Source organism: Halobacillus faecis (assembly GCF_007991335.1).
In the GTDB taxonomy this organism is placed as follows: Bacteria; Bacillota; Bacilli; order Bacillales; family Halobacillaceae; genus Halobacillus; species Halobacillus faecis.
Map to the genome: position 1 here is coordinate 51074 of NZ_BJYD01000024.1, position 18957 is coordinate 70030.

The window sequence follows — 18957 nt, forward strand, 5'->3', positions numbered from 1 at the left end:
TTTATGCTTTTGAATCGAAAATGGATCGTTTAGCCGTGCTCTTGCTGGCTTCTTGACCACCATAGTTCACCGTTTGAATGGAGGGCTGGAGAAGGTCTAAGGACATGTTGATGAACTGCAGGGATTGCTGAGTCAGTTCTTTGTTCAACTTCTCCTGCTGCTTTAAGTCAGCTAAGACTAAGAACAGACCTTCATGGGCCTCCTGAAGCAGCTCTTTTTCTTCTCCACCGACCATTTCAATCAGATCAGACACGGTCCACTCTCGGGAGGGCAGTTCCTTTTCCGATGCCCACTGAGCCACAGACCGTTCTCTTTGTTTTTCAACTTTTTCAATCGCCTGAACATGCTTCTTCTCTTGAAGCAACAGCTGCTGAATGCTCGCCACATCATTTGTTTTCAGAGCCTCTGTTTTTCTTCTCGACAAAGACAAAAGACTTTCATGCAGCTGCTGAAGCTGGTTCATATGATTGATGACCGGCTTAACCGTCATGATGATTCACCTCTATGTTTATTTCGACCAAAAATCAAGCATCTTTTTAGCTGTCGCCTCGGCGTCTACTTGGTAATTTCCTTGTACAACATCAGATTTCACTTGTTCGACCAGCTTTTTGCGAACAGAATCGCTCTTCCCGGATTCCTGCATTTGTTTGGCTGTCTCAGAAATTTCAATTTTATCTTTCATCTGCTTTTTCTGGCCGATTTCTGTCTGTTTGTTCATCTGTTTTTGGTATGGATTTAAATTCGTCTGGTTCGGGCCGTTGATTTTCAATCCTGTCACCTCATTTCATTCCGACTGTCTACTATTTATTATATCGACAAGGTTCATGAAGATATAAATCATGCTTATGATTCATTTCACCATGAATAATAAGTCCTGTTTGTTTCCTCTCGCTCCTGCTGTTCCTTTTTAGCTTCCAATGAAGCATTCCGCTCTCGGACATGGAGGCCTTTTTGTATGGACTCTTTACATGAATCACATAAACGATCTTCAATAATCGCCGCTCCACATTTTTCACAACCATAACTCAAATTTGGAAAATGAACAGGGTGTAGTCGTTTTTGTTTAACAAACTGTCGGATCTGCCGTTCAGATACCCCTGTCTCTACTTCAATTTCTTCCACAGTTGCTGTTCGATTTTGCTTTTTTCTTAAAAAGGCATAAACAATATGAAAATCCTTTTCCTCCTGCTTCCTGCACTCAGGACAGACAGTGCTTGATCCTTTTAAGAATAATCCATTACAACGTGAGCAATTGGCTAATTCCCCCATCTTCTTCGTCCTCCATGTTCTCTATTTATCTATTATATCGGCAGAGAAGAGGAGATTCAAAAGTCCCAGAACACATTCATCTAAAAATAGTAAAAGAAGAGACAGATGGGCAGCCTGTTTCTTTCAACAAAGCTGCCATATGCCGGATGGTCCGTCCCGTTGTATAAATATCATCCACGAGCACGACCGGCTTCGACGTTGCCTCTATTAATTGAAATGGATTCTTTGAATACATACGGTCTTTTTTTCCTCTTTTCGATTGCTTTTCACTATGCGTTCGTTCAAAAGGAGAAGTCGATCGTTCCCCTAACAACCCGATGATTGCTTCTGATTGGTTAAACCCTCTTTCTTGCATGCGCTCTTCACTGAGTGGCACATGAATCACTTGCATCCCTTTGAACCCTGAAGCTGACCACTTCCTCTGGATAGCTTCTTTGTAAATATCGACCAATACATAATCCCCTCTATATTTCCAACGGGCGACGATGTCCTTATGGAACTCATTATATGGGAACACAGAGACGTTCCGCTCCAGGACGTCTGTGTGGGTCTTCTCCCATAATTGACAGTCCTTACAGACACCTTTGTGATCAGGGCGGTGACATTGAGGGCAAAAAGGATCACTGATTTCATTTAATTGCTCTATACACATAGGACAGGCCACGTCTTTTGTCGGCGGTTTCCAAAATGTACTCCATGTCACTTCTGGGATGATTTCTGTATGGCAACTGAGACACCTCATAGCTTCTTTCCCAGACGGTTCATGTAATGGATGGAATCCACAGCATCCAACATTTCATCCGTTTTCCCCACATGATAAAAAATCACATTTCCTTTAGGATCGTCTGGACTTCTCCCGGCTCTCCCTGCGATCTGAACGAGCGCGGCTTCATCGAAAACAACGTGCCCTGCGTCAATGACATAGACATCCACAGACGGAAACGTAACTCCTCGTTCTAAAATCGTTGTGGTGACGAGTACACGGTATTCTTTTTTTCTAAACGCCAGAATCTTTTCTGCCCGCCCCCTGTCTTCCGCATGAACCGATTGGACCTCGTAGTTCCTTTCTTTCAAGTAATCAGCGATTTGTTCGGCCATTTTTATCGAAGGAAGAAAAAGAAGCAGCTGCCTCGGGGTCTGTTGCTGATGGGCGATTTGTTGAAGGATTTTAGGAGGGAGTGCGGCTTTTTGTAAATAACGATGAAGAGGAGGAGTAAGTTTGAGTTGAGGCACGGGAAGAGGGTGCCCATGGAACCGTCGAGGGATGAAAACGACGGGAAGGTCTTTAGAACGAACCCTTCGCTTTTGCTTCTTTCTAGGGGTTGCTGTCAAATAAATCATAGACGCTTGCGGTTTAGCTGCTCGATCACTGGCATAATGAAGAGATGCATCATTATGAAAAGGGAAGGCATCGACTTCATCAATCACCATGACATCAAAGGCATGTGCAAAACGCAGGAGCTGATGCGTAGTGGCTATAATAAAAGGTGCATTGCCAGCTTTATCTGGACTATCGCCGTAGAGAGCCTGAATGTTCACGTTAGGGAATGATTTTTGTAAGCGAGGGAGCAACTCTCTTACTACATCCGTTCTAGGCGTGGCCAGACAAATGCGCTTCCCCTTTTCCAGCGCTTCTGTGATGGACGGAAAAAGAATTTCTGTCTTTCCGGCTCCACATACCGCCCACACGAGTTTTTCACCCCTTCCTGTTCGAACGAGTGTCACAAGTTCATTGGCAGCTTTTTGTTGGTGGACCGTCAACTCCCCTTTCCACTGGCAGGGATGCTCATGGAGTGGCCATTCAAAACCCGAGGTTCCATAGTACAATGGTTCACATGCAACAACTCTGCCCATCTGTATGCAGGAGCGGCAATACACACACGTATGGCCACATGTCGCGTGAGGCATTTTCCCAAATAGATAGGATTTTGTGTTCCCACAACGCCTGCAGCGCCGGCCCCAGGGATAGGATTCAATGCTGGTTACTCTGGTAAGGATCGATTGGGCTATTAGGTCACCTACTATTTCATCTTCAAAAGGGATTTCGTGACGCAGAAGGAGTTTTCCAGTAAGAGAAGGGTAGCTGTGAGTGGGATTTTCTGAAGGAATCCAGGAGAAGTCTTTTTGAAGGTATTTCTTAACCGTCTTGAACATACAAACACCATCCTATAGAAAAGTAGAGCCTGTTTGAGTCTCACAAACAGGCTCTTTTCTATTTAGGATTGACGATACCAACCGAGGCCCATGGCTCCTTCACCTAGGTGTGTACCGATGACGGGACCGAAGTAACTGAGGACAACTTGGACGTTATCGTGTTTTTCTTCCAATTCTTTTTTCAATTCTTCCGCTTCGGCAGGGCGATTGGCATGAATAAGGCATGCTTTATACGTGCCGCCTTCTTCGATCTTCTCTTCAAATAAGGAAACAATCTTCTTAATCGCTTTTTTCCGTGTGCGGATTTTTTCATACGGAACGATTTTCGTATCCACGAAATGAAGAACAGGCTTTACTTGCAGAAGACTGCCGACAAAAGCTTGAGCTCCATTCAAGCGCCCACCTCTTTGAAGGTGGCTGAGGTCATCGACCATGAAGTAAGCACTCATCGATTCTTTCATTTCATTGAGTCGACGGATAATTTGATCAGGTGTTGCTCCGTTATTCGCTAATTCAGCAGCTTCCAGGGCATAAAAGCCTTGCATGTGACAACTGATCTCTGAATCAAATACATGAACATCAATCTCTTCGACCATTTCACCCGCCGTTACCATCGCCTGGTATGTGCCACTGATGCCGCTGGATAAGTGAATAGAGATGACCGTGTCATAGTTTTGAGAAAGCTCCTCCAGCTTCTGTGTCATAATGCCGATCGACGGCTGGGAAGTTTTCGGGAGTTCCCCTCCTTCTTTCACCATATCGTAGAAGTCATCTGCGTTAATATCCACTTCTTCCTGATAGGATTCATGACCAAAAATAACGTTCAACGGAACCATATGTATGTTGTTGGCTTTGCGTACATTTCTCGGAAGGTAAGCTGTGCTGTCTGTGATTACGGCTGTTTTCATCCGATCCAACTCCTTGTATTCTTTATCGTTTTTCTATGAATATATGTAAAATAATTTCCGGTATTCTCTCTTTCTATTTTACATGAACCCTCCCCACAATGCACCTACTAATACGAAAACAGTTGTCCGTATGTCTATATTTGGTGTACCAGGTCATCCAGAATATGGATGACCTGGTACACCAAATAATTCCAAATAAATCCCGACCCCATTCCTAATCCACACACCAAAAAGGGCCGTTTTTTCAGGTATACATTTCTGCACCTGAAAAAACAGCCCTAACTCTTTGTTTGTACTTTTATTTAGATGACTTCGACCCAGCCGTTTTTGATAGCTGTTACGACAGCCTGGGTACGGTCGTTGACGTTCATTTTCTGGAGGATATTACTTACGTGGTTCTTTACGGTCTTTTCACTGATGTAAAGAGCTTCTGCTACGCCACGGTTGCTGTTTCCGTCCGCCAACAGTTGCAGCACTTCACATTCACGGCGTGTAAGCAGGTGCAGTGGCTTTCGATATTCGATTGTGCGGTAAGCACTGCTTCCTTTGCTATCTGCGAGACGTCGATATTCCGCTACTAAGTTGTGTGTGACTTTCGGATGCAGGTAAGAACCACCAGCGCCCACAACTTTGATCGCATCAATCAGGGCATCTGAATCCATCTCTTTAAGAAGGTACCCTTGCGCCCCTGTCTTCAGTGCGTGTGTCACATAGTTCTCATCATCGTGAATCGATAGAATAATGACCTTCATTTCTGGATAGCGTTTCGTGATCTCAGCTGTCGCCTCGACCCCGTTCATGCTCGGCATGTTGATATCCATCAGGACAACATCAGGCATATGCTCTTCAATAAGGTGGACCGCTGTATCCCCGTCATCACCTTCAGCTACAACTTCAAAGCTTGATTCAAAATCTAAAATTCTTTTTACGCCTTCACGGAATAATTTATGATCATCAATTAGGACTATTCTGGTCGTCATGGTCATTTCCTCCTGTTTCTCACACATAGAATGGTTTTTGGTTCCCCTAACCTATTCTTTCTCTCTCTATCTTTATTTTTGTCTATTTTTTAGAAGTTTGAATCTACCCTAATCCTATTCTCTATTATAAACGATTCACGTCCATTTACATAGTTTTTCGATAAAATATCAATTTATTGGTAAATGAATTGTGACAATCGTCCCTTCACCGATGCTTGAATCAATGTTAAGTTCTCCATCGAGCATGTCGACGCGTTCTCTCATCCCGACCAAGCCGAAGGATTTCTCTTTTTTCTTGGATGTGTCAAATCCTTTCCCATCATCCTTCACGATGATCGTAGCGGCATTTGACTTCATTTCAACTTTCACTTTAATTTCAGATGGTTCTGCATGCTTCAGCGCATTTTGCACCGCTTCCTGAACGAGACGGAAGAGAGCCACTTCATATTTGGTCTCCAGTCGTTTTTCTTTCCCAAAGGAGGTAAAGGAAAAACGGACATTTTTGTTGTAATCTTCAATGGTAGCCAAATACTTTTTCAGTGTTGGGATCAGCCCGAGATCGTCCAGCGCCATCGGTCGAAGGTCATAGATGATTCTTCTGACCTCATAGAGCGCTGATCGTACAAGTGCACGTACGCTTTTAACCTCTTCCAAGGCTTCCTCTATTCCACGTTCGCGATAAGTCCTCCCGACAAGGTCCGAACGTAACATGACATTCGCAAGCATCTGCGCAGGTCCATCATGGATTTCCCTGGACAATCGCCGCCGCTCTTCTTCCTGAGCTTCAATGATCTGCAAGCCGAACTCCTGCTTTTCCTTCGCATCTTCAAGTGCGTCACTGACATGCTTGAAATCTTCTGTCAAATAATTCAGCACAACAGAAATTTTCCCACTGAGCGCTTCTGCACGGCCGATGGTTTCTTCTAAATTGCGAAGACGGATCTCTAAATCATCCCGTCGTTCACGCAGCTGTTTTTCTTTTTCCCGCTTCATGGATAAATCCATTTGAAGTTCGTGGGTTTGCTCATATACTTTTCGAATTTCTTCCTCTGAATACTTTTGGAAGTGCTTGCTGACTTCTGATAAGCGCGTCCGTGAAAAGCGGACTTTCTGTTCAAGCTTGTCTCCATCATCGATAAGAGCCAGCACTTGCTTCTTCGTTTCTGTCAGTTCTTTGTTCAGTTTTTCAAATTCACTTCGGGACTCTTCACCAATTTGAAAAATTTCATCTTTACTATTAGTGACCGTATCGACCATCTCATTGATGATATGGTCAAGGGCGATGTCCCCTGTTTTGTTAAAACTCATCATAAGTCCCTCCATCAATATTCACATACTCATTCGTAAGACCCATGTCCATTTGTGGGGGTGATTTTCAGTAAAAATGTAAAATAATGAACAGCAGCCCTACCATGGATTGCCGATTTTTTCACCCATCGATATAATTAAACCTTAGGAGGTTTTTGAGACGATGTTAGAAAGTTATTATACCGTAAAACCTGAGGGTTCAGAAGAAGTGACCATCCAGAAGTCCCGCTTCATCGGTTATGTCAAACGCTGTGAAACCGAAGAGGAAGCCCAGGACTTCATTTCACAGATTAAAAAGAAACACCATGATGCCACCCATAACTGCTCCGCCTACATGATTGGCGAGCAGGACCTTATACAAAAAGCGAACGATGATGGGGAACCAAGCGGAACGGCAGGTGTCCCCATTCTTGAAGTGTTGAAAAAAAGAGGACTGAAGGACACAGCAGTCGTTGTGACTCGTTATTTTGGCGGAATTAAACTTGGGGCTGGCGGACTGATTCGTGCCTATGGATCAACGGCTTCAGAAGCGATCAATACGACAGGTGTCGTCAAGCGTCAATTGATGAAAGAGATGAAAGTAACGATTGATTATCACCTTCTTGGCAAAGTGGAAAATGAGGTCAGAAACTCAGATTACACATTGGAAGGGATTAATTACCTAGAAAGTGTGGAATTAATAGTATATGTGGAAAGCGGACTGGAGCAGGAATTTCAAGATTGGATGACAAATCTGACGAGTGGTCAGGCATCCATTGAACAAGGGGACGCTTCCTATGTAGAATTTGACGTCACACTTGAGTAAAGGAGTTTACGGATATGATGCGCCGTAAAAGATACGTTATCCTTTGGTCCTTCCTATTTTTGTTTCTCGTTGGAGTCGGGGCAGCAACCGGCTACGCAGCTTACTTAACAGACCAAGTTAAGGAGACGGCCTCAGAATCTCACCAAGGACTTGAACGTGGTGAAAAATCAGACAAACGTACGACAGAAGTAACCCCAGCCAAGGATCATACCTCTGTTTTATTCATAGGGATCGACGATAGTGACCAAAGATCGAACGCAGCCTCAAGATCTGACGCATTGGTCCTTGCCACTTTCAATGAAGATGACAAATCCATCAAGATGCTGAACATACCGAGGGACTCTCTCACGTATATCCCTGAAGTGGGGTACGAGGATAAAATTGCTCACGCTCATGCCTTCGGCGGGATTGATGGAACGGTAGAAACAGTGGAAAGGATGTTGGATGTTCCTGTCGATTATTATGTACAGGTGAATTTCAACTCATTTGTTGAAATTGTTGATTCCATCGGCGGGATCACTTACGACGTTCCGTTTGATATCAAAGAACAAAACAGTGAAGATCAGGCAGGCGCCATTGAATTATCAGAAGGAAAACAACTGATTAATGGGGAAGAAGCCCTCGCCTTAGCGCGTACGAGAAAATATGACAGCGACTTAGCCAGAGGCGAACGGCAGATGGAGATCATCCAGCAAATCTTCCGAGAAACCGTCTCAACGAAAGGGCTGAGCAACATGGATGAGATTTTAGCATCCATAAGTGCGAATATGAAAACGAATTTGACCTTTAATGAGATGATTCAGTTTAAAGATTACTTCCTTCAAAAAGAGAACTTCACCTTTGACAAAATGCAACTTGAGGGCGAAGGGGGCTTCACTGGTCATGGATGGTATTATCAGCTTGCCCAGGAGCCTTTAGCGGCCACCTCTGATGAATTGAAAGACCATCTCGAGCTGCCAAATCCGGTGGCCAGTGAAGATGAAGAAGAAAATTCCATGTAAAAAGCTGCTCCAGATATCTGGAGCAGCTTTTTTTATTGCTTCGACTTTGAGCCGTTAATCATATTCAATAAAGGTCTGTAATCTTTCCCTACCAGTCCGGTGATTTCAACAATCAGTTCAATCATAATTGCTAATAAAGCAATAACGGATATGGCACCATAAATGGTCGCTTGTGAAAAGATCACGGCCGCTAAACTAAACAAGGCACTGGCAGCATAAATCATCAGCACGGCTTCAGGGTGACTGTAGCCAAGATTAATTAAGCAGTGATGCAGGTGCGACTTGTCAGGGGCTGATAAAGGCTTTCTTTGAATCACTCTGCGGACAATCGCAAATAACGTGTCCGAAATAGGAACACCAAGAATGATGATCGGAATGACGAAAGAAAATAACGTGACGTTTTTAAAGCCAAGTAGTGCAAGCACACTGATCATAAACCCTAAAAACAGTGCACCCGTATCGCCCATGAAAATCTTGGCAGGATAAAAGTTATACACTAAGAAGCCAAGCGTACTTCCTAACATCATGAGTCCTGCGAAAACAACGAAGACGTTCCCCATCGTAATCGCCATGCCGGAAATCGTTAACAGCGCAATCGCTGATACGCCTGCGGCTAATCCATCTAGACCATCAATGAGGTTGATGGCATTTGTAATCGCGATAATCCACAAAATCGTAATCGGTATACTTAAATAACCCAAGTCAAGCTGACCACCAAACGGTAAGTTGATGAAATCAACCTGAACGCCACCCATGACAACGATGGCCGCAGCCAAAAGTTGGCCGAAAAGTTTAAGTTTCGCGGATAGCTCCGTAAGGTCATCCAACACTCCGGTTATGATGATAACGGTAGCTCCAATGAGAACGGGCCAGGTATAGTTACTTTCGGGAAAGAAAAATAAAATACCGAGAGCAAAGCTTATATAGATCGCCAATCCACCAAGGCGTGGCATGACATTTTTGTGTACTTTACGATGGTTCGGTTGATCCGTTGCACCGATTTTAATTGCTAATTTCTTGACTAACGGCGTGATGATGACCGCAACCATCAAGCAAAATAACAAGGCCTTATACTCCATAAAGACCCTCCTCAGGTTTATTATATCCTCTCCGAATGAAATAAAAGCTGATATTAAATACCATTTTCCCATGCATAGTTCTTATGGAAAAGCACCATATTAACCGTGAAAAATTATATCACAAGAACAGCCGATTTCATGTAACGATTTCATTACTTTTTGATTAGCCTTTTTTGAATGTTGTAAAACCTTTGAATGTAAAAAAGGTGCCGGGAGGAGAATGGTATGGCGGACAGAGAAAGAAAGAAATTAGAGAAGTCACTAAAGCCTCACTGGGTGTGGGCGATTGCCTTTGGTTCGGCTATCGGTTGGGGAGCTTTCGTCCTTCCGACAGACTGGATTGCTCAAGCGGGTCCTGTGGGTGTGGTGGTCGGCTTATCCCTTGGTGCTGTATTGATGATGATCATTGGAGTCAGTTACGGTTTCTTAATTGAAAAATTCCCCGTTACAGGCGGAGAGTTCGCCTATGCTTATATTGGGTTTGGACGGACGTATGCGTTCGTTGCCGGATGGTTCCTTACGTTAGGGTACATCTGTATCGTTGCCCTCAACGCCTCTGCACTAGCGCTACTTGCAAAGTTTTTATTCCCTTCCTTCATCCAAACAGGAAATATGTACACCGTCGCCGGGTATGATGTTTCCATTATTCAAGTAGCCATCGCAAGCGCTGCCTTAATTGTCTTTGCTTTATTGAACATCCGAGGGGCCAGTTTTTCAGGACAAACACAGTTTGTATTCAGCCTCATCTTAATTCTGGGAATCACATTATTAGCCCTGGGTGCCCTATGGACGGAAGGTCCGAGCATCACCAATATCACTCCTGCTTTCTCACCTGAGAAATCGGTGATCGCATCCATTGTCACCATATTAGCGATTGCACCGTTCGCTTATGTTGGGTTTGACAACATCCCCCAGGCCGCTGAAGAATTTGATTTTGCTCCACAAAAAGCATTCCGACTAATTATTTGGTCACTGTTAGCGGCAGGGTTGGCCTATAGCGCTATGATACTGATTACAGCAAGTACGATGCCCTGGCAGGAGTTGCTACAACAGATTGAACGAACGCAATCCGTATGGGGGACAGGTGATGCCATCCAGAGCTACCTCGGGAGAGTCGGTGTTTGGCTCATAGCTTTATCTGTTTGTATGGGTATTTTCACAGGACTGAACGGTTTTTATATTTCTGCAAGCCGATTGACATTTGCCATGGGAAGGGCTCGCATTCTACCTGGTCTATTCAGAAAGCTCCATCCTAAATACAGGACACCTTATGTAGGGATTTTGTTTACGATGGGCGTCTGTTTGATCGCTCCATGGTTCGGACGGGAAGCCTTGCTATGGGTTGTCGACATGTCTTCTACCGGGGTTGCCATTGCTTACTTCTTCTGCACGGCTACCGCCTATAAATTCTTCCACTGGAAGAAAGATCCATCAAATTCTAATCGGAAAGCAACCGTGGACCCGTTAAGGAAGTTTTTGTCACTTATCGGGATGTTGAGCTCTTTATGTTTCTTAGCTCTTCTCTTAATCCCATGGTCCCCTGCGTCCCTTGGAAGAGAATCCTACATCGCTTTGGCCGTCTGGATTCTCATCGGGTTGATTTTCTACCTCCTGAACTATAAGCGTTACAGTCACATTGACCGTAAGGAGATGAATTATTTAATTCTTGAAAAAGAAGAAATATAACCGTACAACAAGGGGAAATTCATGATTCGTTTATGTCAATCCTTTTACATTTTCCACAACAAAAGAACGAGGTCCTTCGATTGTTTTCAAATGTGGTAGAATGAAAAGCTGAGAGGTTAAAATAGAGGTGACAAACATTGGCTAAACGAATCATTCGCGTTCGCAGACGCAAAAAGAAGCAGAAACGACGCATTGGACTGATGCTTTTTCTTTTGTTCGCAATGACCATAGGTGGAATTTTCTACTATGTGTCGCAAGTATATACAGCTTCCTATGAAGATCTGGACCGTGGAAATAAATCGGATCTACGGGAAGAAGCCGTGGATATCGGAGATGAACCGATCTCCATCCTTTTACTCGGGGTTGAGGATTACTCCTCTGACGGTAAGGCCGGCAGAGCAGACACTCAAATTGTGCTGACCATCGATCCAAAAACACAGGATATGACGATGACCAGTATTCCGAGGGATTTAAAGGTAGACATCCCGGCGAGTAAAGTTGGCGAAAAATATGCAGGAAGTCATAAAATTAACGCCGCGTACACGCTTGGAGAGATCAGTGGTTACGGTGCTGAAAAATTGACCATTGAAACTGTTGAAGATTATTTAGATGTACCGATCGACAAATATGCATCGGTTAACTTTGAAGGGTTTGCTGAAATTGTTGATGTGTTAGGCGGCGTAACCGTAGACGTCAAAAAAGGGTTTTGGGAACGAAGCCACTTAAGCCACGATAAAAGAATTGAATTTGTAGAAGGCGAAACGAAAATGGATGGGGAAGAAGCTCTTGCCTTTGTAAGGATGAGAAAGAGAGACGTTGCCATTGAATACCCCAGAGATGAAAGACAGCGTCAATTTATAAAAGCAAGTATTGATCAAGCTCTATCTCCAGGGAATATTTTCAAAGCCGATGAATTGGCGGATGTGGTCAGCAGTAACGTTCAAACAAACCTTTCAGTAAAAGAAGCTTTTGCGATGCAAAAAGCATTTTCATCAAAAAATCCTTCAACCGAGACATTTACACTTGAAGGAGAGAACACACGTCTGGAAGATGGACTCTTCTACTTTGTTCCTTATGATGGAAGTGTTCGTGAGCTGTCCACTAAAATCAAGACTGCTTTAAAAATAAATGAAACACCTCAGGAGGACAATTCCTTCTCTTCCTGAAACCATAAACAAAACACCAGCTTCCACTTAGCAGAAGCTGGTGTTTTATTATAAAGAGCCTTTATTTCATTCGAAAACAGCTTTAACAGAGCTTGAAAATTAACAGGCCATTCAATCTTTCAAACGTATAAGGCCCTTTATAAGTTAAGAGGGATGGGAAGTCTGGATTATGTATAGAGATACAATCAATGACAGGCTTATCATATAGGAAACGATTAAATGTATCTTCTGTAATTCGAATCAATGGCTCAACAACAATGGTTTGATCTATTCGAACACTGTAACGTGCCTTAATGGAGAACTCCAGATGATCCAATATAAGTTTAGTCAATCCCACGTAAATGCATCCTTTCTAATATACCCTCCCTGATCCGTATACCTTTTCTTTTTCTTTCATTTTATAAGAAAAAGGAGTCAGCGAAAACAGCATATAGGACTAGGTAGAAAGTAAAAAGACCCTTTCTCCTCGAGAAAAGGTCTTTACATTCATTCTTCTAAAATACGATAATTGGTATGAGCCACAACCGTTCTGTCGTATTCGAAATCGATTTCATCTAAGTTATCCATGATCGTCAAATCTACGATAACAGATTGCTGACATTGACTAGGAATGACTCTTCCTTTGAAAATGATGTCATTTCTCTCAAAAGTTACGATTTGCCCTGGAGTGGCAATGCGATCATCAGGTTGTACCATATCTCTCTACCCTTTCTCTTCCTCGTATTTTGAATAAACTTTACAATGAATTAACAAACAATTCAAACAAAACTTTTACAATATATGTTACTAAATTCGACAAGATTATACAAGTAAAACAATAGTAGGTTTCATAATTTTCTATGGAGATATATACTAGATAGTAAAGTTATCCAAATTCTGGGGGTTTTTATGGTGGCTCATATTAAGAAAACAAAAAAAATTATTCTTCTATCCTTCCTATTCTTCATTTTATTCCTGTCGACAGCAGTGATGACACCCCTTCTCCTGGGACCAGAATTTTTAATGGCTGGAGATTCCTTGAAAACCTCTAAAGAATACGATGCAATTATCGTTTTAAGCGGGAGTGAAGAGCGCCTCGAACATGCGACAGATCTCTTTAACGATGGATTGACGAGTCACATGATTTTGACGAATTCTACGGAAAACAGCACCACGCCTGAGGAAGCCATGGAACGAGGGGTCCCTCAAAGCGCCATATTCGAAGAGCCTTCCGCCACCAGTACATATGAAAACGCGACCCTCTCTAAAGACATTATGGAGGAAGAAGGCTTTGAATCCGCTCTTGTAGTCACAAGTGATTACCATTCACGACGTACGAAAATGACCTTTGATGATATTTACGACAACCAGATTGAAGTGGACTACTCCTTCGTCTCTTCTGCCTTTGATCCTTCTGATGGAATGACAGAAAATGAGCAAAGGATCACGTTCGGGGAGTATGTGAAAATAGGTGTCTATTGGTTCCGTTTACTCTTAGAGTAAACGGAATTTTTCTATCTTTTCTGACATTTAATCCCATAGCCCTATGGACATTCCATGTCGACTCCTTTATTATGAAAGCGATTTCACTTATAATTTCGAAAGGATGGGATTCATTTGATAGAAAAACGTTGGATTTGGCTGATTGGTATAGCGGTATTATTTTTGTCATTTGCGCAACCGGTTGCACCAACCTATGCAGATGCCAAAACGTACGATTCAGTTGTATTACGGGGGAACGCTGAAACTTTAGATTGGAGTTCGAATGACACCCCTCTGACTTACGATGCAGAAGAAGGCGTATGGCTCAGTGGTCCAATACCATTGGAAGGTGGAAAAGTGACAGAGTTCAAGTTTGTTTATGATGGAGATTGGATGTCTGGATCAAACTTGACGTACACAGCTCCTCAAGATGCAGAGTACATTTTCGCTTTTCACCCGGAAAGCGAACGTACAGTGGACGTCCGCCTCGCTGATACGTACGAAGCAAGTGTGGAGCTTGAGCTCACCGTCCCAGAGGGAACGCCGGAATGGGTGACGCCTACAGTCGCTTCAAGCAAAAATGACTTCCATTACACAGCCGCTCCTATGACGAAAACCTCTGAAAATACGTACACGACTCAACTTGTAGGACAAGCAGGCGAAGAAGTTTCCTATTTTTATAGTCTTGCCGGGGAATCTTATAAAGAAGAACTTTCTGAAGCTCGCACGGTAACCTTATCCACCGCCAATGAAACAAAAGAGGATACGGTCACCCAGTGGAAAAAAGTTCCGGTCGCTCAATCGGTCACTCATGAGTACAACCATACCCCCTACGTGCCGGATCATCGTGATGATGTAACGGTTAAAGTCGAAGTGCAGCACTTTGGACCAATCGACAAAGGAGCCATCTATTACACTACGGACGGTACCACTCCAGACGGAAAGCGTGGAGAAGCCATTCATGGACAAACCGTTCCGTTACAAGTGACGGATTCATCTGAAAATGCCGACGGATTGAAAACATCGACCATGGAAGGGATCATCCCCTCCCAGAAAAAAGAAACACGAGTAAAATATAAACTCGATGTTTGGAACTCCAACAGTGATGGCACTCAATTCGCCGATAACAATGGGTTGAGTTCTGAAGAAGCCACCGAATTTGCTTATTATGTAGACACCTATGAATCTCCGAAATGGGCGAAAGAAGCGGTCATTTATCAAGTATTCGTCGACCGTTTCCGAGATGGAAGCACGGAGAACAATACCTCTGTTGATCCGGAACAGTCCTATGATGAGCAGTTAAAAGGCTGGATGGGAGGAGACCTTCAAGGTGTCCTCGAAAAAATCGATTATATCGAGGATCTTGGTGTAAATACCCTTTGGATTTCGCCGATTTATGAGGGACCCTACTCTCACGGCTATCATCCGACAGATTTCATGAACATCGATCCTCGATTCGGCAGCAATCAGCTCATGAAAGAACTTGTCGATGAAGCACACAAACGTGATATGAAAGTCGTTTATGATCTTGTGCCAAACCACACATCCGATCAGCACGACTTTTTCCAGGAGGCATTGGAAAAAGGTCCGGACAGCCCTTACTATGATTGGTACACATTTACGAATTACCCAAATGAATATGATACGTTTTATGGCATTCAGGAACTGCCTGAGTTGAACAATGACAACCCGGAAACGCGCGAATACATGCTGGATGAAGTCGTTCCGTTCTGGATGAATGAAATCGGTGTGGACGGGTTCCGCCTGGATTATGCCAAAGGCCCAAGCCAAAGCTTCTGGGTTGACTTCCGTCATAAAGTAAAATCACTGGATGAAGATGCCTTCATCTTCGGAGAAGTGTGGGATAATCTTGATACCATTTCTTCTTACAAAGGGAAATTAGATGGAGCGATCGATTTCGAGACCCATTCCGCGATCACGAATGCATTCATTCAGGATGGTTCGGTAAACGTACTAGCTTCATCTCTCCAGGAGACCTTCGGAACTTATGGTGATGAATTTGTTGCGGCAACCTTTTTAGATAGTCACGACATGCCGCGTTTCCTATTTGAAGCAGATGGGAACGAAGACACATTGAAGAACGCGGCTGCGCTTCAGTTTACGTTACCTGGCGCACCAATCATCTACTATGGCGATGAGGTCGGCTTGTCCCAAAGCGGTGACCATAATGAGGTGAAGGAGTGGAAAGACCGCTATTACCGTGAGATGATGATTTGGGAGGAAAAAGAGCAGAATGAGGAGATTCTCTCCCATTACAAAACGTTAATTGATGCTAGAAATGATCAGCCGGCCTTAACGCATGGAGATTTCAACATCATCTACTCTGATGACGACGTCCTGGTGTTTGAACGTTCCGTGCCACAAGACAAAGTGCTTGTCGTTATGAACCTGGGTGATGAAGACCGGATGCTGGATATCATCGACCTTTACAATCAGCAGACCCCGAACAAAGTACAGCTCACTTCGCTTTTAGAGAAGGAGAAGCTGAAGAGTCATGAAGGCGTGCTTGAAATGACAAGCGAAGCTGGATCTGTGGCGATCTATGATGTCAAAGGGAAACTTCGCTACGAAGCTCCATCAGAAGAAAAGAAATACAACAAGGTCGTGTTGCGTGGATCTGAACCGCTCGACTGGTCCAGTGATGACAACATGCTGACCTTCGATAAACAAGAGGCTCTCTGGAAAAGTGAGCCGATTGAAATGACCGCAGGAGAAACGGTGGAATATAAATTTGTCCGTGATGGCGAATGGCTGGAAGGCGACAACCTCCGCTTCACACCTGAAGCAGATGGGGAGTACATCTTTATTTTTGACCCCAAAAACGAATACCAAGTGACGGTGGAACGGATGCAAGCCATGAATGAAGCCGCCTGACAAAAAAGCTTCCTACTCTTCAGTAGGAAGCTTTTATTATTTATGATAATCCCACAGAACCTTCCACTCCCCTTTTTCTTCTGCCACATAAACATCTTGATGCAGTCGGAAAAGACCGTACTTTCCTTTGTATGTTTGAATCACAGTCGCTTGGTAAACGGGCGATAGAGGTTTCGATCCTTTTTCCATCGTCCATTGATCAAGCTTCTTCAAATCTCCCATCACAAATTCAAAGCTTTCTACGCCGAAGTGATTCATGAACACGTGCGCACGGTCTTGTATGTAGTGTCCTTTTGCAAATTTCCCTTTCATCTGCGAGTGAAAAAGCTCCCACGAATCAGAAAACTTCCCTTGTTGTTCATGTAAATAAAACTGTTCAATAGTACTTTCTGCACGCTGACCAGGTCGAGTCATGAAGAAAATGGTGAGGACAATGGCAAGGATAAGAATCAAGCCTAAAACAAAGATGATAATCATTGGTGAACGGCTCCGCTTCATGTGATCCCTCCCCTATTTACCTTATGCAAGGGAAAAGAAAAACCTGACTCTCATTTGAGTCAGGCTTAAAACATCAATAAGGATCCGCATCGTGACCTTTTTCCTGGGCTTCATCTACAGCATCGGCAGCGCCTGAACTTCCGATCGGAGAGCCTCCTTTTTTCGGCAGCTTTCCTTTCGTCGTTGCAATTTCATCCGCCATTTCTGCATTCATGTTCCCTGCACTCATGCATGCACTCATGCCGAGCCCTTCCGCTACCCGCTTGCCATAATCCTCATCACATTGGGAGAATAGAGAAATCATTTTCTTGAGATGTTATGAGCAGGTTTCAGGATTTTATTAGCTGCTTCGGGGGTTTTATTAGCGACTTCCGAACTTTTATTAGCGACTTTTAGGCTTTATCGGTGACTTCAGCACTTTTATCAGTGGCTTTGTTCATTTTATCGGTGTGTTTCAGGGTTTTATTTGTTACTTTCACGACTTTATCGGTGGCTTTTAGACTTTTATCAATATCCTCGCAAAAAAAGCTTAGAGCGCCGAGCTCTAAGCTTTAAATGATCAACCTTCGATATATTCCTTCAGCTGAGTAATCCGTTTACTCATGCTGCTGGGACTAACATCATATTTCGTTGCAACTGCTTTTTTCGTGACCTTCTCAGGTTCTGTACGGAACTCTTCAGAAGTACGATAGATGTGTTCAAGTGCAGCAGAAACCACTTCCGGTTTACGGAACGTTGGATCTTCTTCCTGTTTATAAGAGAGCCAAGCCTCACGCAACCTCTCAAAGGTTGGTTCTGTTTTCAGCTCATCGTCGACAAGGTCGAGCACTTCATCTTCCGCGGTTGCTGGCGTTTCTTTTTCTTGCAGCTCTTGTTCTTCAGAGGACTCTTCGGAAACGTTCATATACATCCAGTTTCTCAACTGTTCAATAAGTGTATCCTGCATGTAAGCATGTATGGATTCATATCCAGCTTGCTGGGATTTCTCCTCTACCGTCTTCTTGAAAGTTTGATAGGATTCCTCATAGTTGGGAATGGCGAGCGGAACGAAATTGAAGATCGGCCCCCATTTCAGAACAACTCCAACCACATACGGCATGTGAGGATAATTTTCTTCCTTCAACGGAATGCCGTCACGTTTCACTTCATACGTTAGACCGCTCCAAACTTCTTCAACCATGATGGTCTGCTCAGACTGGATCTCCTGGATACGGAAAACACTAGCGAGCGGTGATTTCCACGCTTCCATTGACGCTAGCGTCGCTGGACGTACAATCTTATCCTGCTTCTTTTCAAAAAATTCGTCATAAAGCGTAGTTCCATCTTCTAGCTTTTCCATGAATACCCCTTGCACCATACGGAAAGCCGCTTCTACTTCCTGCTCCTGTGTTTCACGCTCTTCGTTAGGCGTGACATTCGGATAGTTGCGGTTCACATAGGCCATAAAGTGGCTATAGTGGCCTTTCAACTCTTCATGAAGGCTTGTGGATCCCACACCTTCGTTAGTCTTATTCATACAGCATTTCTTATATTTCTTCCCACTTCCGCATGGACATGGGTCATTTCTTTTTACCTTACTCATTGATATCCCTCTCTTAACTCATAAACGTTCAACTCTACTAGAGTACCGAAGATTGAGCCAACATGCAAAAAATCAAGGAAAAAAGAAGGAGGAAATTATATACAGACCAGGTCATCCAAATATTGGATGACCTGGTCTTACAGTATTTGGATATAAAACCCGCAC

The 18957-nt window shown here is 43.6% G+C and carries 20 protein-coding genes; 6 read left to right on the plus strand and 14 right to left on the minus strand.

All coding sequences use genetic code 11. The annotated features are described in order from the left end of the window. Nucleotide 1 precedes the first annotated feature (1 nt). From HFA01_RS13235 to HFA01_RS13270, 8 genes are all read right to left on the minus strand, one after another. A complete protein-coding gene (locus HFA01_RS13235) occupies nt 2-490 on the minus strand; it encodes a flagellar protein FlgN (protein ID WP_146816998.1) in 489 nt (162 codons plus the stop codon). Between the two features lie 18 nt (nt 491-508). Next, nucleotides 509-769, minus strand: a complete 261-nt coding sequence (gene flgM, locus HFA01_RS13240; protein WP_146817000.1) for a flagellar biosynthesis anti-sigma factor FlgM — start codon at nt 767-769, stop codon at nt 509-511. Between the two features lie 86 nt (nt 770-855). Next, on the minus strand, nt 856-1269 hold the full coding sequence (locus HFA01_RS13245; RefSeq protein WP_146817002.1) for a TIGR03826 family flagellar region protein: 414 nt from the start codon (nt 1267-1269) through the stop codon (nt 856-858). 76 nt (nt 1270-1345) lie between these two features. After that, a complete protein-coding gene (locus tag HFA01_RS13250; RefSeq protein WP_146817004.1) occupies nt 1346-2011 on the minus strand; it encodes a ComFC family protein in 666 nt (221 codons plus the stop codon). Next, nucleotides 2008-3423, minus strand: a complete 1416-nt coding sequence (locus HFA01_RS13255) for an ATP-dependent helicase ComFA (RefSeq protein ID WP_146817006.1) — start codon at nt 3421-3423, stop codon at nt 2008-2010. Before HFA01_RS13255 ends, HFA01_RS13250 begins: the two co-directional genes overlap by 4 nt. A gap of 62 nt (nt 3424-3485) precedes the next feature. Then, on the minus strand, nt 3486-4331 hold the full coding sequence (locus HFA01_RS13260) for a DegV family protein (protein WP_146817008.1): 846 nt from the start codon (nt 4329-4331) through the stop codon (nt 3486-3488). A 302-nt stretch (nt 4332-4633) separates the two neighbouring features. Next, nucleotides 4634-5311 carry a response regulator gene (locus HFA01_RS13265; RefSeq protein ID WP_146817010.1) on the minus strand — a complete coding sequence of 226 codons (678 nt, stop codon included), beginning with the start codon at nt 5309-5311 and terminating at the stop codon, nt 4634-4636. 168 nt (nt 5312-5479) lie between these two features. Further along, nucleotides 5480-6619 carry a sensor histidine kinase gene (locus HFA01_RS13270; RefSeq protein ID WP_146817012.1) on the minus strand — a complete coding sequence of 380 codons (1140 nt, stop codon included), beginning with the start codon at nt 6617-6619 and terminating at the stop codon, nt 5480-5482. 163 nt (nt 6620-6782) lie between these two features. Between HFA01_RS13270 and HFA01_RS13275 the strand changes: the two genes are divergently transcribed. Together HFA01_RS13275 and HFA01_RS13280 are read left to right on the plus strand one after the other, a co-directional pair. Then, nucleotides 6783-7424, plus strand: a complete 642-nt coding sequence (locus HFA01_RS13275; RefSeq protein WP_146817014.1) for a YigZ family protein — start codon at nt 6783-6785, stop codon at nt 7422-7424. A 14-nt stretch (nt 7425-7438) separates the two neighbouring features. Beyond that, nucleotides 7439-8425 carry an LCP family protein gene (locus HFA01_RS13280; protein WP_146817016.1) on the plus strand — a complete coding sequence of 329 codons (987 nt, stop codon included), beginning with the start codon at nt 7439-7441 and terminating at the stop codon, nt 8423-8425. A gap of 32 nt (nt 8426-8457) precedes the next feature. Here HFA01_RS13280 and HFA01_RS13285 read toward each other — a convergent pair whose 3' ends face one another. Further along, nucleotides 8458-9504, minus strand: coding sequence for a glycosyltransferase family 4 protein (locus HFA01_RS13285; RefSeq protein ID WP_146817018.1), 1047 nt, complete (start codon nt 9502-9504; stop codon nt 8458-8460). 225 nt (nt 9505-9729) lie between these two features. Here HFA01_RS13285 and HFA01_RS13290 point away from each other — a divergent pair, with 225 nt between their 5' ends. Further along, entirely contained in the window at nt 9730-11190 is a 1461-nt protein-coding gene (locus tag HFA01_RS13290; protein ID WP_146817020.1) for an APC family permease, read from the plus strand. 137 nt (nt 11191-11327) lie between these two features. Beyond that, on the plus strand, nt 11328-12356 hold the full coding sequence (locus HFA01_RS13295; RefSeq protein WP_146817022.1) for an LCP family protein: 1029 nt from the start codon (nt 11328-11330) through the stop codon (nt 12354-12356). Nucleotides 12357-12438: 82 nt separating this feature from the next. On the opposite strand, the gene HFA01_RS13300 is transcribed toward HFA01_RS13295, so the two are convergent. Both HFA01_RS13300 and HFA01_RS13305 read right to left on the minus strand, forming a co-directional pair. Further along, complete coding sequence (locus tag HFA01_RS13300) at nt 12439-12693, minus strand: hypothetical protein (protein ID WP_146817024.1); 255 nt, start codon at nt 12691-12693, stop codon at nt 12439-12441. Between the two features lie 149 nt (nt 12694-12842). Next, nucleotides 12843-13052: a YkvS family protein gene (locus HFA01_RS13305; RefSeq protein ID WP_146817026.1), complete on the minus strand. Its 210-nt coding sequence runs from the start codon at nt 13050-13052 to the stop codon at nt 12843-12845. 195 nt (nt 13053-13247) lie between these two features. On the opposite strand from HFA01_RS13305, the gene HFA01_RS13310 reads away from it, so the two are divergent. After that, nucleotides 13248-13838: a YdcF family protein gene (locus tag HFA01_RS13310; protein ID WP_167506235.1), complete on the plus strand. Its 591-nt coding sequence runs from the start codon at nt 13248-13250 to the stop codon at nt 13836-13838. 114 nt (nt 13839-13952) lie between these two features. After that, nucleotides 13953-16712, plus strand: coding sequence for an alpha-amylase family glycosyl hydrolase (locus HFA01_RS13315; protein ID WP_246139333.1), 2760 nt, complete (start codon nt 13953-13955; stop codon nt 16710-16712). A gap of 36 nt (nt 16713-16748) precedes the next feature. Here the strand turns inward: HFA01_RS13315 and HFA01_RS13320 are convergent, their stop codons facing one another. The 3 genes from HFA01_RS13320 to HFA01_RS13330 form a co-directional block, all read right to left on the minus strand. Continuing rightward, nucleotides 16749-17210 carry a hypothetical protein gene (locus tag HFA01_RS13320; RefSeq protein WP_146817030.1) on the minus strand — a complete coding sequence of 154 codons (462 nt, stop codon included), beginning with the start codon at nt 17208-17210 and terminating at the stop codon, nt 16749-16751. Between the two features lie 73 nt (nt 17211-17283). Continuing rightward, entirely contained in the window at nt 17284-17451 is a 168-nt protein-coding gene (locus tag HFA01_RS13325) for a hypothetical protein (RefSeq protein ID WP_167506236.1), read from the minus strand. 318 nt (nt 17452-17769) lie between these two features. Further along, complete coding sequence (locus HFA01_RS13330) at nt 17770-18792, minus strand: SEC-C metal-binding domain-containing protein (RefSeq protein WP_146817034.1); 1023 nt, start codon at nt 18790-18792, stop codon at nt 17770-17772. Between the last annotated feature and the right edge of the window lie 165 nt (nt 18793-18957).

Excerpts from the sequence above, each read along its gene's own strand:
- HFA01_RS13320 (WP_146817030.1), bottom strand. The coding sequence starts at position 17,210 with ATGAAGCGGAGCCGTTCACCAATGATTATCATCTTTGTTTTAGGCTTG.
- HFA01_RS13265 (WP_146817010.1), bottom strand. The coding sequence starts at position 5,311 with ATGACGACCAGAATAGTCCTAATTGATGATCATAAATTATTCCGTGAA.
- HFA01_RS13270 (WP_146817012.1), bottom strand. The coding sequence starts at position 6,619 with ATGAGTTTTAACAAAACAGGGGACATCGCCCTTGACCATATCATCAAT.
- HFA01_RS13245 (WP_146817002.1), bottom strand. The coding sequence starts at position 1,269 with ATGGGGGAATTAGCCAATTGCTCACGTTGTAATGGATTATTCTTAAAA.
- HFA01_RS13255 (WP_146817006.1), bottom strand. The coding sequence starts at position 3,423 with ATGTTCAAGACGGTTAAGAAATACCTTCAAAAAGACTTCTCCTGGATT.
- HFA01_RS13280 (WP_146817016.1), top strand. The coding sequence starts at position 7,439 with ATGATGCGCCGTAAAAGATACGTTATCCTTTGGTCCTTCCTATTTTTG.
- HFA01_RS13325 (WP_167506236.1), bottom strand. The coding sequence starts at position 17,451 with ATGAGTGCATGCATGAGTGCAGGGAACATGAATGCAGAAATGGCGGAT.
- HFA01_RS13235 (WP_146816998.1), bottom strand. The coding sequence starts at position 490 with ATGACGGTTAAGCCGGTCATCAATCATATGAACCAGCTTCAGCAGCTG.
- HFA01_RS13290 (WP_146817020.1), top strand. The coding sequence starts at position 9,730 with ATGGCGGACAGAGAAAGAAAGAAATTAGAGAAGTCACTAAAGCCTCAC.
- HFA01_RS13250 (WP_146817004.1), bottom strand. The coding sequence starts at position 2,011 with ATGAGGTGTCTCAGTTGCCATACAGAAATCATCCCAGAAGTGACATGG.
- HFA01_RS13285 (WP_146817018.1), bottom strand. The coding sequence starts at position 9,504 with ATGGAGTATAAGGCCTTGTTATTTTGCTTGATGGTTGCGGTCATCATC.
- HFA01_RS13330 (WP_146817034.1), bottom strand. The coding sequence starts at position 18,792 with ATGAGTAAGGTAAAAAGAAATGACCCATGTCCATGCGGAAGTGGGAAG.
- HFA01_RS13260 (WP_146817008.1), bottom strand. The coding sequence starts at position 4,331 with ATGAAAACAGCCGTAATCACAGACAGCACAGCTTACCTTCCGAGAAAT.
- HFA01_RS13305 (WP_146817026.1), bottom strand. The coding sequence starts at position 13,052 with ATGGTACAACCTGATGATCGCATTGCCACTCCAGGGCAAATCGTAACT.
- HFA01_RS13275 (WP_146817014.1), top strand. The coding sequence starts at position 6,783 with ATGTTAGAAAGTTATTATACCGTAAAACCTGAGGGTTCAGAAGAAGTG.